The sequence below is a fragment of the Chryseobacterium gallinarum genome (genome assembly GCF_001021975.1).
Taxonomy (GTDB): domain Bacteria; phylum Bacteroidota; class Bacteroidia; order Flavobacteriales; family Weeksellaceae; genus Chryseobacterium; species Chryseobacterium gallinarum.
In genome coordinates, this window is record NZ_CP009928.1 from 3,017,014 (window position 1) to 3,029,750 (window position 12,737).

At 36.1% G+C, this 12,737-nt stretch carries 12 protein-coding genes, 1 tRNA gene and 1 pseudogene; 13 read left to right on the plus strand and 1 reads right to left on the minus strand.

The genetic code is table 11. The features are described from left to right. Positions 1-666 precede the first annotated feature (666 nt). The 13 genes and pseudogenes from OK18_RS13565 to OK18_RS21950 form a co-directional block, all read left to right on the plus strand. A complete protein-coding gene (locus OK18_RS13565; RefSeq protein WP_050021554.1) occupies positions 667-1,422 on the plus strand; it encodes an SDR family oxidoreductase in 756 nt (251 codons plus the stop codon). Positions 1,423-1,595: 173 nt separating this feature from the next. Continuing rightward, complete coding sequence (locus OK18_RS13570) at positions 1,596-2,291, plus strand: VIT1/CCC1 transporter family protein (RefSeq protein ID WP_050021553.1); 696 nt, start codon at positions 1,596-1,598, stop codon at positions 2,289-2,291. A 208-nt stretch (positions 2,292-2,499) separates the two neighbouring features. Continuing rightward, entirely contained in the window at positions 2,500-2,907 is a 408-nt protein-coding gene (tssD, locus tag OK18_RS13575) for a type VI secretion system tube protein TssD (protein WP_050021552.1), read from the plus strand. A 238-nt stretch (positions 2,908-3,145) separates the two neighbouring features. Continuing rightward, positions 3,146-5,005 (plus strand): type VI secretion system Vgr family protein, encoded by a 1,860-nt coding sequence (locus OK18_RS13580; protein ID WP_082129194.1) that lies wholly within the window; start codon positions 3,146-3,148, stop codon positions 5,003-5,005. Between the two features lies 1 nt (position 5,006). After that, positions 5,007-5,306, plus strand: coding sequence for a hypothetical protein (locus OK18_RS21250; RefSeq protein WP_156173286.1), 300 nt, complete (start codon positions 5,007-5,009; stop codon positions 5,304-5,306). A 185-nt stretch (positions 5,307-5,491) separates the two neighbouring features. Further along, the gene (locus tag OK18_RS13585; protein WP_228377615.1) at positions 5,492-6,478 is read left to right on the plus strand and encodes a DUF2931 family protein; all 987 of its coding nucleotides are present in this window, start codon (positions 5,492-5,494) and stop codon (positions 6,476-6,478) included. Between the two features lie 11 nt (positions 6,479-6,489). Beyond that, entirely contained in the window at positions 6,490-8,322 is a 1,833-nt protein-coding gene (locus OK18_RS13590; RefSeq protein WP_053328325.1) for a phospholipase effector Tle1 domain-containing protein, read from the plus strand. A 3-nt stretch (positions 8,323-8,325) separates the two neighbouring features. Beyond that, positions 8,326-9,027 (plus strand): hypothetical protein, encoded by a 702-nt coding sequence (locus tag OK18_RS13595; RefSeq protein WP_053328326.1) that lies wholly within the window; start codon positions 8,326-8,328, stop codon positions 9,025-9,027. After that, entirely contained in the window at positions 9,015-10,283 is a 1,269-nt protein-coding gene (locus OK18_RS13600) for a hypothetical protein (protein WP_053328327.1), read from the plus strand. The genes OK18_RS13595 and OK18_RS13600 overlap by 13 nt, the downstream gene beginning before the upstream one ends. After that, a complete protein-coding gene (locus OK18_RS13605) occupies positions 10,270-10,956 on the plus strand; it encodes a hypothetical protein (protein WP_053328328.1) in 687 nt (228 codons plus the stop codon). Before OK18_RS13600 ends, OK18_RS13605 begins: the two co-directional genes overlap by 14 nt. A 154-nt stretch (positions 10,957-11,110) precedes the next feature. Then, positions 11,111-11,944: a tetratricopeptide repeat protein gene (locus OK18_RS13610; protein WP_053328329.1), complete on the plus strand. Its 834-nt coding sequence runs from the start codon at positions 11,111-11,113 to the stop codon at positions 11,942-11,944. After that, a complete protein-coding gene (locus tag OK18_RS13615; protein ID WP_053328330.1) occupies positions 11,944-12,252 on the plus strand; it encodes a hypothetical protein in 309 nt (102 codons plus the stop codon). The genes OK18_RS13610 and OK18_RS13615 overlap by 1 nt, the downstream gene beginning before the upstream one ends. Positions 12,253-12,398: 146 nt before the next feature. Continuing rightward, positions 12,399-12,584: pseudogene (locus tag OK18_RS21950) on the plus strand (T9SS type A sorting domain-containing protein); the annotation flags it as partial. A 26-nt stretch (positions 12,585-12,610) separates the two neighbouring features. Here the strand turns inward: OK18_RS21950 and OK18_RS13620 are convergent. Continuing rightward, positions 12,611-12,690: transfer RNA gene (locus tag OK18_RS13620), tRNA-Leu, on the minus strand. Positions 12,691-12,737: the final 47 nt, after the last annotated feature.

Below are 12,737 nucleotides of genomic sequence, written 5' to 3' on the forward strand. Positions count from 1 at the left end.
TTTAGTTTCTATATTTTGTATTGGCCGGTTTATTTGTTGTAAGCCCTGACAGTAGTGCACATCTGCATCCTGTTTTGGATTTCCCAATCATCCAGAGCTTTAAAATTCCGACAAGTAATATTCTTAGAAGAACTAAAGTTAAAATAGGGTTGCTTTAAAAGCAGAGACTGAATAAAAGATACCCAGGCCGAAGCTGAAAACAAAGTAGTATATGACCTAATAATAGGCAAATATACAATAATAAAATGAATAATCCTGATTAAATGATTGATAATCAGAAATACTGTTGATAGAAAAATAACATGATGAGCAATGTCACCGTAAAGGACATATAAAAAAATCCCCAGCGGCTGGGGATATGGAAAAATATATTATAGATGATGTGGTGTTAATATGGCTTTGAAATCAGCAAATGCTGTGCCTAAAGCCCATGAACATTGGAATGTTGTCGATAAGTCACACGTTTTTACAACCTTTTTGGAAGATATTGATCTGATAAATAGCAAGATATTGATAGCCATTTTTTTTTTGCCATATTTGAATAAGAATAAATTTATGCAATAAAATACAACCTGAAGGCTAAAAAATAAAATCCGAAAAATTCACCATACTGAGATGACTTTTATTGCCCACCTTTGTTTTATTAATCTTAAAAAAATAAAGAAAATGTCAACACAAGATGTAAAGGGAAAAGTGATTTTAATTGCCGGAGGAGGGAAAAACCTTGGTGGTTTATTAAGTAAAGATTTTGCAGCAAAAGGAGCAAAACTAGCCATTCATTACAATAGCGATAGTTCTAAGGCTGAAAGTGAAAAAACACTTGCCGAAGTGCAGGCTTTAGGGGCTGAAGCTTTCCTGTTTCAGGGAGATCTTACCAAAGTGGAAAATCTTACCCGTTTTTTTGATGAAACTATTTCGCGGTTCGGAGGAATCGATATTGCCATCAATACGGTAGGAATGGTATTGAAGAAACCTTTTGCAGAAACTACAGAAGCCGAATATGATACCATGTTCAATGTAAACTCAAAGTCAGCCTATTTCTTTTTACAGGAGGCCGGTAAAAAACTGAATGATCATGGCAGGATCTGCACCATTGTTACTTCTTTACTGGCAGCCTATACGGGATTGTATTCTACCTATGCCGGAGCAAAAGCACCTGTAGAGCATTTTACGAGAGCTGCATCCAAAGAATTTGGTGCAAGAGGTATTTCTGTGACTGCCGTAGCGCCGGGACCAATGGACACTCCTTTCTTTTACGGACAGGAAACTGATGATGCTGTGGCCTATCATAAATCTGCATCGGCATTAGGAGGACTTACTGATATCAAGGACATTGCCCCATTGGTTGAGTTCCTGGTAACAGACGGCTGGTGGATCACCGGACAGACTATTTTTGCCAATGGAGGGTATACCACAAGATAATGGATATTCCTTAGTTTAATAACAGACCGCTGATAATGTATTGGCGGTCTTTTTTTATTATGTAAACAGAAGTGTTATTGATAGAAAGGCTTTAAAAGTCAGGTAATTTAAAATGATTCTTGAAAAAACATTTCATAACTTTAATTACCATATCAACACAGAAACCGATTAATATGCATCATCAGCTAGAGAAACATTATGTAAACAGGGTTGGCTGGCTTCGGGCAGCAGTTTTGGGAGCCAATGACGGATTGTTATCCACTACAAGTATTGTTATTGGAGTTGCAGCAGCAGAGCCCGAGCGCCATATCATCATCCTTGCCGCCCTGGCAGGAATGATTGCAGGTGCCATGTCTATGGCAGCCGGTGAATATGTTTCCGTAAGTTCACAGGAAGACACGGAAAAGGCAGATCTAATGCGGGAAAAGCGTGAACTTGAAGAAATGCCGGAAATAGAGCTCAGGGAGCTCGCCAAAGTTTATGAAAAAAGAGGTTGTAGTAAAGAAACCGCCATGCAGGTTGCTATTGAACTTACAGAGCATAATGCATTGGAAGCCCATGCCCGTGACGAATTAGGAATTAATGAGATTACACAGGCCAAACCTTTACAAGCTGCCATGGCTTCATTCGGATCATTTGCTGTGGGAGCCTTATTGCCCTTTATCGTTTCTTTGTTGGCTCCTATCACTCAAATGGTATATTTCCAGTATGGATTTTCTATAATATTCCTGATGCTTTTAGGCGCAATTTCAGCCAAAGCCGGAGGAGCTCCCATTGGAATTGCCATGTTGAGAATCTGCTTCTGGGGAACGGTAGCAATGGGAATTACAGCGCTGGTAGGACATCTTTTTGGAATAAATGTAGCATAATACCCAACGGAAATAAAATAGGATTCGAGATCTTTCATTATGTAATATTTTGATTTACAATAAGTAAAAACCCTAACAACTGTTAGTCGTAGAAATACTACACTTTTCCATATTTGCATTGAAATATTCTTTTTATATTGCAAATACTTCTAAATTTGGTGACATACCACATCAAATCACAAAATAATAACGATTAAAATTTACAATCATGGCAGAACGAAATTCAAGAGGAATATTAAAATTCAACAATGGCGAAGGGCAAAAGCTGTTAAAACTTAATTACAGTGTATCCCGTGCTACAGATGTATCCGGAAGAGTAGCATCGGATCCTTCCAATGCTCTTATCAAAATCACAGTAGAAGCTACAGAAAAATCTGATATACTGGAAAGCCTCCTTAACGGTAAATATAAACCTACAGTAGGAGAAGTAGTATTCAATAAATCCCACGAAGAAGGAACATTGACAACCCTAAAATGGAACAATGGCTATGTAATCCACCATGAAGTAGATTTTGATGCTATAGATGAAAACAGTATGTACATCAGTTTTATTGTAAGTGCAGAGCAGATCGATCTGGGAACTTCGTCCTACTTTGGAGCCTGGCCTACAGCGTAAGAATTTTTATTTTTTTAATTTAAATAGACAAAACAGAATAGTACATCCTGAAGGATGCTGTTCTGTTTTTTTATCCGCTATTATTTCTACCGATAATTCAATGGTTTTAAATAATACTTTCATGACTATTTACTTTTAAATATAAGAAGCTTGTGAATTTTGTGTTATGAAACTCATCACTTATGAAAGGTTCGTTTATTTTTTAAGGTAAGAACCTTTAAAAAACACCTTATCTGATATGAATAAAAATATCTCAAATTCTGATATGATTTCGGAGAATCATATTCCCGGGATCAACCGTGTAGTAAAACTGGATATTGTAATTGAAGGCAGGATCATCAGGCACTTCAGGCATTTTCGTCTGGAGCAGAGTGTAAGAAAACATCATGAATTTGAACTTACACTGGCACATGACACATTAGAAGGAGTACAAAACTACGATTTGGAAGAAGCTCAGCAGTTTTTAGGCAAGCGACTGACTGTAGTTTTTAAATATAAAAATGTGGAAGGAACTCCTGAAAGAACTTTTGTGGGAGTCATTACAAAAGTAGGATTCAGTCAGGAAAATCACAGTCTCGGAAATATTGTGCTGAAAGGTTACAGTCCCACTATTTTATTGGACGCTGCTCCCCACACCCAGAGTTTTGGCGGGAACCAGCCCGTAAATATGGGGATTATTGCCACAGAAGTTATTAAACAGGGAATTGACAGCGGTAAGTTTGATGTAAAAGTTAATGCTAAGGCAGCTTCCCAGATTCTATACAGCGCCCAGTATAATGAAACCCATTACAATTACCTTTGCAGGATGGCAGAAGCCTACGGAGAACAGTTTTATTATGATGGGGAAATATTGCATTTTGGAAATATGCCTCCACAAAATAAAGCCCTGGAACTGATCTATGGGAGTAACGTTTCCGATGTGAATGTCGAATTGAAAGCCGTACACATCAAACCGAGTTTTTATGGATATAACAGCAGCTCCAATACAAAGCTTGTTTCCGGAGAAACACCGATAAAGCATGTGGGAAATCTGGCGAAAACAGCCTATAAAAATAATGATGGGATATTCAAAACACCCTCATTACAGGTAGCCCCTATAAAAGCGGCAACGGATATGGATGTGGTTATCTCTCAGACCAGTACTTCAGGAAGCAGAGCCGTAGAAGTTTTTACCGTTTCAGGTGGAACCACCATTCCTTTTTTATACCCCGGTTGTGTGGCAGATATAAAAATGCGGAAAACGGACAGCAATCAAACCGCTTATTTTACCAAACTGATGATGACAGAGGTGATACACGAAGTGGACACCTTAGGACGCTATCAGGGAAGATTTGAAGCAATTGCGTCAGATACGGGATATATTCCCACTCCGGAATTTATTGTTCCCATTGCACAGCCACAAATTGCCACGGTAATATCAAATACAGATCCTTTGGGACAAGGTAGGGTAACGGTAAGATTCGACTGGCAGCTGAATGATCATACCAATTTTATACGGATGATGGCCCCCGATGCGGGAGGAACAGATCAGATTACCCAAAACAGAGGCTATGTAGCGATACCGGAAGTAGGAGATCAGGTGATGGTGGGATTTGTTCATAATCATCCGGACCGTCCGTTTGTAATGGGTGGAATGTTTCACGGAGGAACAGCTTTGGGAGGCGGCGTGGATAACCATTTGAAATCCATACAGACCCGGAGTGGCATCAGGATTTTGATGAATGACGCGGAAGGAAGTGTCAACATTATAGATCCCAGCGGAAATAATTATTTTATGGACGGAAAAGGTAATATTGTAGTGACTGCCCCTAAAAATATGACATTCAATGCGGGAGAAGACCTCAACATTAATGTAGGAAAAGATATGAAAACAAGCGTGGGAAATGATAATGCCATCAATGTTATCAATGATCACAGGTTTACGTCCAGGAATTATAAACAGACCGTTAATGAAAATAAAACAGTCAATGTTACTGGTGATTTAAAAGAAACTACTTCTACCACTACCCATAAAGCAAAAAATGGTGATATTGTATTACAAAGCTCGGGGGTGGCCAAGGTGCTGGGGAAAATAGATGCTAAAGTGAATAAAGGATAATATGCTGAAAAAAATATTGATTGCGCTATTTTCAAGTATATTTTCTGTAATACTCACCGGTATCATTACATTAGGTATCCTGGATCTTACAAGATATAGTCATGGAGATTGCGGATGGATTGCAGTATGGCTTTGCGGAGCATTTTTGCCTATATTGTTTTTTCTGCCGTTTATAATAGCAGATCGACGGCAAAAGAAGACCATAGATGATTTTATGCTGTTCTGTGTATATTCAGGCTGTACCGTTTTTATCATCATATCTGTGATATTACTGATTCTGGTTCCTCAAATCTGTTCATAAATGAGGTAAACGGAACGGAATTACACCGTAAAAAGAATATTAAAAATAAATCATGCACCATAGCAGAGGTGATGATTTATGTTAAGGTTTTAATAATGAATAATATAACGAAATATCTAGTTAGCCTTCTGTTTTTTATCCAGATTTCGTGTCAGGAGAAAAAAGACTATAAAAAAACTGAAACTATGACAAAATATGAATGGACTGAAGGGACGTCTGCTCCTTTAGGATTTCCGATGGAAGTATACAAAGGCGGAATAGAGTGTGAAGGTGGGGAATGGGTAAGCTTAGGCTTTGGCATAGTTCCGGGAAGAAATGATTGGGGAGCTATTAACCATGGGATGGGGAATGGTTTTAAAAGCCTTCCTTCCCGGCTTGATTTTATCTGGATGTCTTATATGGAAAACCAGTTTTACATGATTGATACTCCTATTGATATCGCTATAATTAAAGAGTATTTTGGAAAAGGATATGATACAAAGGGAAGAAGCGGTAAAAACAAGCATTTAAACTTTGATGAAATCGGTGTGGGAATGGCTCCCGGAGGTGTAGTTGTCGTATGGGTGGCAGGTGTAGGAGTCCAGAAAGAAATAGGAAGGTATCAAGGTAAAAAAGTAACGATCCCTGAATCCGAAATCGCTAAGCTGGACAGCCATGAAAACCGTTTTTGGCGGAAAGATTATCTCAATGAAGTATTCAATAATGGTAAGGTTATTCCTGCAGAGATACGGGAAAAAAATAAAGACAAGCCTATTCCGTTCGGTTTGTGGGATACCTATAGAATACGGTACAGCTGGAAACCGGTCTTTGAGCTTCCGGGAAATGCCAGGCTCAATCCATCAATAAATGTTAAAATATTTGCAATTAATGGAGAAAAAGAACAGTTTGACACTGCAACAGGCATATTGGCTGAAAATCAACAGAGGGCAATTCCAAAAAGCATTATTTTTGATTATATAGGTGCGGATAATAAAGTGTATGGAGCAAATTGCGACCTGAATGAAGAATCAGGTTTCGAAGCTTTTAAGGTTGTGTTTGGTGATGATCCTGGTTCAACCAGGGCTGATATTATTGTTAAGGTAAATGAGGCGAACAGCTACTTTACGATAAAAGTAAAGGGAGAAAACGGAAAAGAAGCCTTTATAAAAGCAGATAAAATAGAAGTTTTCTAAAAACAAAAGCTATGGGAAAAACTTTCGTATACAACACCGGCACTGCTAAACCTCCTGTGGATGAGCTGCATGTGGAAATAGGAGTGTTTTTTGATGGTACTTTGAACAATCTGAAAAATACCGAATTAAGAGCCAAGTACAGGGATGGCAAGAATCAGATAGAAAGCACTGATGATAAAGAGACCATACTAAAAAAGGAAAAGGCAATTGAAGATACAAGGGCCTTACAGGAAAAAGAATATAAAAAACTTAAAAATAAAGAAATATCAGATACCGATTCTGAATATGAACGCTACCTTAAGGCGAGTCATCGGGCATGGCTGGATAAACAGGGAGTAGATAACAGTTTTAGTAATGATTATACCAATGTTGCAAGAATGTATAAATGCTGCGAACAATATAATTATGGCGTCTATGTGGAAGGTATTGGTACCCTTGATAACAGCAGGGATGTAGATGACGGATTCCAGTACGGCTCCGGTAAAACAGGAGTGAGGGGAAAAGTAAGAAAAGGATGTGAAATGGCTGCTGACAGAATTAAAAAACTTACTTCTGCGGCAAACGGTAAAATAAGAATAACAAAAATTACCATTGACACCTTTGGATTTAGTCGAGGAGCTGCCGCCGCAAGAAATTTTGCTTATGAGATCAACGGGAATAAAAGAACCAAAGATGTTGAGATCAGAAAATCAAGGAAAATTGTGGGGTATAACCAGGTTAACTCTCCTGAAGGCCCGGTTATGGTTCCTGAATACGGAGATATCTGGGTGGATAAGGACAATACTGAAGTAGACCCGCAATATGTTATAAATGGGAAGCTTCCGAGATTTGGTTTTCTGGGATATTATCTTCTCAGTAAGGATATCCTGACAAAAGAGGAATTAGACAATCTGGATCTGGATGTTCGTTTTATTGGAGTCTATGATACCGTATCGTCGTATGAAGAATATGGTGATATGGGAGGAATCAGGCGTGTAGGGTGGGAAGGAATGAAACATTCTGCCTTAGGGCCTAAATACAATTTCGGAGACGATGTGGAACAGTTACAGTTGCTGAACCCCGGATCTTATTTTAAAGCCGTTCATTTTACAGCAGCTAATGAGCACCGGGAAAACTTTTCATTGACACGGTTCCCCGGCAGTATCGAAAAAGAATTTCCGGGAGTTCATTGTGATGTTGGTGGAGCTTATGAAAACGGGATGGAAGTGGTGGACGAAATAGAAACTTCTAACCATAAACCTTTATGGTTTTTAAATAAGCGGAGACAGCAATTGATAGATGAGCATTGGTACGACGAGGAGCAAATTGAGATTAATAACAGTTTTCTCAATGTAATAACAATGGGAGGGGTATACCGTAAAATTACAGGAACCCGTTTTTTGAGGAAAGAATACAGCTATATTCCGCTTCATTTCATGGAAGAACATGGGGTTAATTTGTATGATCATCAGTTGATCATGAAAACAGAGACAAGCTATTCCATAGAGCATGATCAGTACCTGCCTTCTGCAAAAGATCTCCTGCATGGCTACGTCTTTGAGGGTGAAGGAAAATGGAACTTTAAAACAGATGAAGAATTTGAGAAGGAAAAGCAGGAAAGAGCAAGAGAAAGGCTATTAAATCCGGAACCGGAACCTACATCAGAACCGGTACCTGATGAAATACTGGATGAAAATGGTAATAAAATTAAAGCCACCACGTTGCAAGGAGTTACCGTTACCGGCTATCATCCTCAGACGTTACTGAGGATTATCCGTAATCAGTATCTTCACTGGTCTGCCAACAGAGACTGGATGGGGATGGACCCCAATAATGATTATCAAAGAAGAATATATCCGGAATAAATAATGGTTAGTATACTGCAAAATCTTCATCAGAAAACATACAGGCTGGAAACAATAGTTACAGAACAGAAAAATCCGGTTTATTTTACCACGAAAAGCTATGCAAGACAAGTTGAGGTATATTATTTCGGAAAAGTAAAGGAGCTGCATCAGTTTCAGGTTTTAATAGTAGACTTTGATTTTTCGGATGATGAAAACGCCATGGGGAAACTGATAAAAAAGATAAGCTATTTATTTGATGAACTGAAATGTAAGGCGGATGAAGAAGGAAATATAATGACAGTAGATAATCTGTTATCCCTTCGGCTAAGATGGGTACAAATACAGGAAGAATTATCCAAAAGTCATAAAGGAGATGTGATGGACAGGTATTTTGGTCAGGTCACCAATTTACTGGAGGATGAAGATAAGCTTATTGGATTCCTGGGAGGTTATAATATGTTTGGACTTCTTTTTAACGGTCTATTCAATTCCTTTGACACCAAAATGAAAAGAGAATCTTCCGAAGGCTTTACAGAAATAATGACTCCTGTAAAAAATGGAGATACAGTGACTTTGAAAATCTCAGCAGAAAACCTCGAAGGATCAGGTGTCGAACATTTCAGAGGATTGTTTGTATGTAAAAAGAATCACTATGAAGAAGGATTTATAGAAATCAGGAAACACAATTATCATTTAAAACATTCATTGGTATGGACAGGGTAAAACGTGATGGAGAAAATACTTCTCCCGAAACTCAGACTCAAAATACAGCACAGGATAATGATAAAATGAAGGCGGCCAATAGCCAGAAAATAGACGGCAAACGTGCGGAAAATGAAGAGAAAGATAAAGCTGAAGAAGGTTTATTATTGGCCATAGATGGTGCTAAAATAAAATTCAATGCTCATATGGGAACATTTAAAGTGCTGAATAATGTACCGACCACGCAGGATAAGCTTACAGGAACTGTAGTAGAAAAACAGATACCTAATTTTATTTTTGATGATGGTTTTCAGATGATTTCCCTCACAGACTGGCAGGATTTTGGAACTGCAAAAGTTCAGGATAATTATGTATTGTTAAAAAAATCCACTTTACCGGGAACAGGCAAAATGCCGGGAAATGTACCGCCCGAAACAGGAAAAATAGAATTTGTAACCTCCGGACAGGTAAATATTCCGGAAAGTATTGATGCGAAGGGAGCGCCGGTGCCGGAACAGGATATAGAATATATTTATTATTCTAGGGATGGATTTTATTTGGGAGGATTGGAAAATAGTGGTAAAGTTTATTTATCTAATCACGAGGAATATGATAAGGCTAAAAAGGAAAAAAAGTGGTCTTTAATAAATAAAGAGTCGAATTTACTGAAAGATAAAGGAATAAATATTTCCCATACAAAATTTGTAGAAAAAGCGTCTACAATATATGGTGAAAGTTCAGCGTATAGAAATAATATTGGTATTGAACGAGAACTTGAGTTAGAAATGTTTGCTATAGCATCGGTCCATAAAATAAATAAAGTTGCTTACGGTATTAGCAGCCAACAGGCGATTTTATTTAGAAATACAAAAATTATAAAAAGAAATAATACAAAAATGCAGTTAGCTTTATCTGCTATTATTAGTTCGCTAACTACAGATGACGATCCTAGCAACGGAGCAACAATGTGGGATGGAGCAGAACAAGCTGCATTTCCAATTGGAGATGACAGATTTTCTTCAGGAAAATTCGAAATTCATATGAATACGATGGGTTGGTCAATTTCAGAAGAGCATTATAGTAAATGGAAAACCGGAGTAGAGAGACTAGGAGCACCTTTCAATGCACCAAGAGAAAAGTATACCCCTGGCAAAAACCCTAAAAATAAGTATTCTACAATGAATACAATAGCACTTGAATCAAGAGCAGTATATTTAGGAACTATTTTTTGGAAAGAATTAAAAACCAGAAAAAAGAAACCCAATGAAAAGAAATAATCTATATCTTATTTTGTTGTTTTTTTATACCAGTTGCATGTCTCAGAAAAACGATTATAAAGTAGTTTATTCGAGCAACAATGATATTAAAATTAGCTACTATTTTCATTCTGATAATAAAGAATATGCAAGAGTGTATGGTAATTCAATAAAGAGTGACTCTTTAGCGTTTGTTCAAAATAAAAATGATTTAATTGTAAATGAATTTAAGTATAATGATAAGGAGAAAAAAAGATTACCTACAGGAAATATTAAGTATATTAATTATTATACTAAGCTTTCGGATATTATTGCCTCAGAAAATGCTTTTTCAATAGATGAGGTCCCCGTAAATAACCTTAATTTTATCAAGAAAGACTGGGAAATAAAAAATATTATTGAGAAAAATTGTAAACAATCAAAAGTTGGATTTAATAATTGTGATTTTATACTTCCATCAAATAATGAATTTCCCTATTGGCCGAGTAGCGCAGTTATAGCATCAGCTAAAATAAGAGTCAAAGAAAATAGCCTGGAAGAAATAGAATTAGAAGCGAAATATCAGGATAATTCTTTTAATTATAAAAGAAGCTACTATTATAATGATGACCAAAAAATTGAAAAAATAATTACTTCTATAAAAGATAACTCTTCAACAGAATCTTATGAAGATAAATTTATTATCGTAAAATAAATAATTAGTTTTGAGGGTTTATTTTCATTATTCCTAATTTTAACAGGATTCTATTTTAAAAAAAATATATTTTCAAAGAAGTTATAGAATTATTCTACAAAATCATATAGCAACAGAAGAGATGCTTTTGATAGAACGGTTAAAATATTTAAAGATGATCAATAAAATTTTTTTATTACTTTTATTTTTAGGAATAAGTTGTAATTCTCAAACTTCTCGATTAGAATCTTTATTAAAATCAAATGAAATTGTAACCCAGCTCCATAATGATTTTAACAATGACGGTGTCCGTGATGATTTATATATTTTAACATTAGAAAATACTAAAAGTAAACAACAACCAGAAGACCTTACTCGAAGAAAACTTCTGATTGTTTTTAATAATAAAAATAAAACATTTACTTATGAAAATGACGTTATTCTACCTTGTAAAGAATGCAGTGGCAAATCTGATATGAATATTGATAATCTGAAATTTAAGAATAATCTGCTTTCATATACCACTTGTATTGCCCCTTTTGCCTCGGATAAATACTCTGTTATAGATTTTACATTACAGTTTTCAAAAGACAATTTTTATCTTGCTAAATACAGAGAGAGTTACTTTTCAGTTGAAGCTGATGACAGTGTCACAATAGTGTTAGATAACACAGATCTTCCAGGAATGAAGTTTAATTATTATGATTGGGTAGCTAATAAAAGTTGGTTGGATTATATAATTATTTCGTCACATAACATTACTAAACTCAATGATTTTGCATTTAATCTTGGAAATGTTAATCCCTCAATATCAATTCAAATACTTGAGAAAATAATTAAGAAATATCCGGATAGGGTGGTAACATATCTTAATATCGCAGATAGTTATTGGGCGACCGGGAATAAAGAAGCTGCAAAAAAGAATTATAAACAATATCTTTCTTTAATGAAAGCTCAAAAGAAAGATCTTAATAAAATTCCCAGGTATGTTGAGGAAAGGATAAAATAATGAAAAATCTTTTTACAGTATTTATATTTTTTATCGCAGGTTTTGCTTTTTCTCAAACGGGAAAGAGATTACCCATTATTTCGGTATCAAAATCTTATAAATTAGGGTTTAATGAATACAATAAAGAATTCAATATGTATCAAAACCCATTTATTTTGAAAAGAGGTAAGAAGTATAAAATACAAGGCTATGATAATTCCAATTATTCAGGAGGTCAAATTTTAAGCATATCACCCAATAGAAGATTTATAGTTATGGATTACACCGTAACTACACAGCTAAAATTGCCGGAAATCCTGGGGAACTAATATTGGAAATAAATAATATTGAGGTTGCAACAATACCCTGCAGCTCCATTGCAACTACAACGACTATTGATAATCTGAATGTAACCGGTGATTTTGTAATTAAAATTTTGAACCCCAATACAGGACAGCGAATTGCAATTGATGATTTGACCTGGACATGTTTTTCAACTTTAGGAGTTAATGAAAGCACTAAGTCAGTTCAGCTTTCAATTTATCCTAATCCAATTAAAAACGGTGAGTATCTACACCTTAATAAAATGGTAGAGGAAATTAGTATTTATAATAGTCAAGGGAGATTAATTAAGAAGTCTGGAAAATCAAAAACCTCTGAAAATCAAAAGATTTCAGAGGTTTTTTGTACCCAGGACCGGGATCGAACCGGTACTCCTAAGAACTGGTGTTTGAGACCAGCGCGTCTACCAATTCCGCCACCTGGGCAAGTATATACCTTGTTTTGAATCGGTGTGCAAATATAGAAATTTTTA

Bases quoted from the DNA above. Each gene is read 5' to 3' on its own strand.
- OK18_RS13565 (WP_050021554.1), top strand. From the start codon at position 667: ATGTCAACACAAGATGTAAAGGGAAAAGTGATTTTAATTGCCGGAGGA.
- OK18_RS13570 (WP_050021553.1), top strand. From the start codon at position 1,596: ATGCATCATCAGCTAGAGAAACATTATGTAAACAGGGTTGGCTGGCTT.
- tssD (WP_050021552.1), top strand. From the start codon at position 2,500: ATGGCAGAACGAAATTCAAGAGGAATATTAAAATTCAACAATGGCGAA.
- OK18_RS13580 (WP_082129194.1), top strand. From the start codon at position 3,146: ATGAATAAAAATATCTCAAATTCTGATATGATTTCGGAGAATCATATT.
- OK18_RS21250 (WP_156173286.1), top strand. From the start codon at position 5,007: ATGCTGAAAAAAATATTGATTGCGCTATTTTCAAGTATATTTTCTGTA.
- OK18_RS13585 (WP_228377615.1), top strand. From the start codon at position 5,492: ATGACAAAATATGAATGGACTGAAGGGACGTCTGCTCCTTTAGGATTT.
- OK18_RS13590 (WP_053328325.1), top strand. From the start codon at position 6,490: ATGGGAAAAACTTTCGTATACAACACCGGCACTGCTAAACCTCCTGTG.
- OK18_RS13595 (WP_053328326.1), top strand. From the start codon at position 8,326: ATGGTTAGTATACTGCAAAATCTTCATCAGAAAACATACAGGCTGGAA.
- OK18_RS13600 (WP_053328327.1), top strand. From the start codon at position 9,015: ATGGACAGGGTAAAACGTGATGGAGAAAATACTTCTCCCGAAACTCAG.
- OK18_RS13605 (WP_053328328.1), top strand. From the start codon at position 10,270: ATGAAAAGAAATAATCTATATCTTATTTTGTTGTTTTTTTATACCAGT.
- OK18_RS13610 (WP_053328329.1), top strand. From the start codon at position 11,111: ATGATCAATAAAATTTTTTTATTACTTTTATTTTTAGGAATAAGTTGT.
- OK18_RS13615 (WP_053328330.1), top strand. From the start codon at position 11,944: ATGAAAAATCTTTTTACAGTATTTATATTTTTTATCGCAGGTTTTGCT.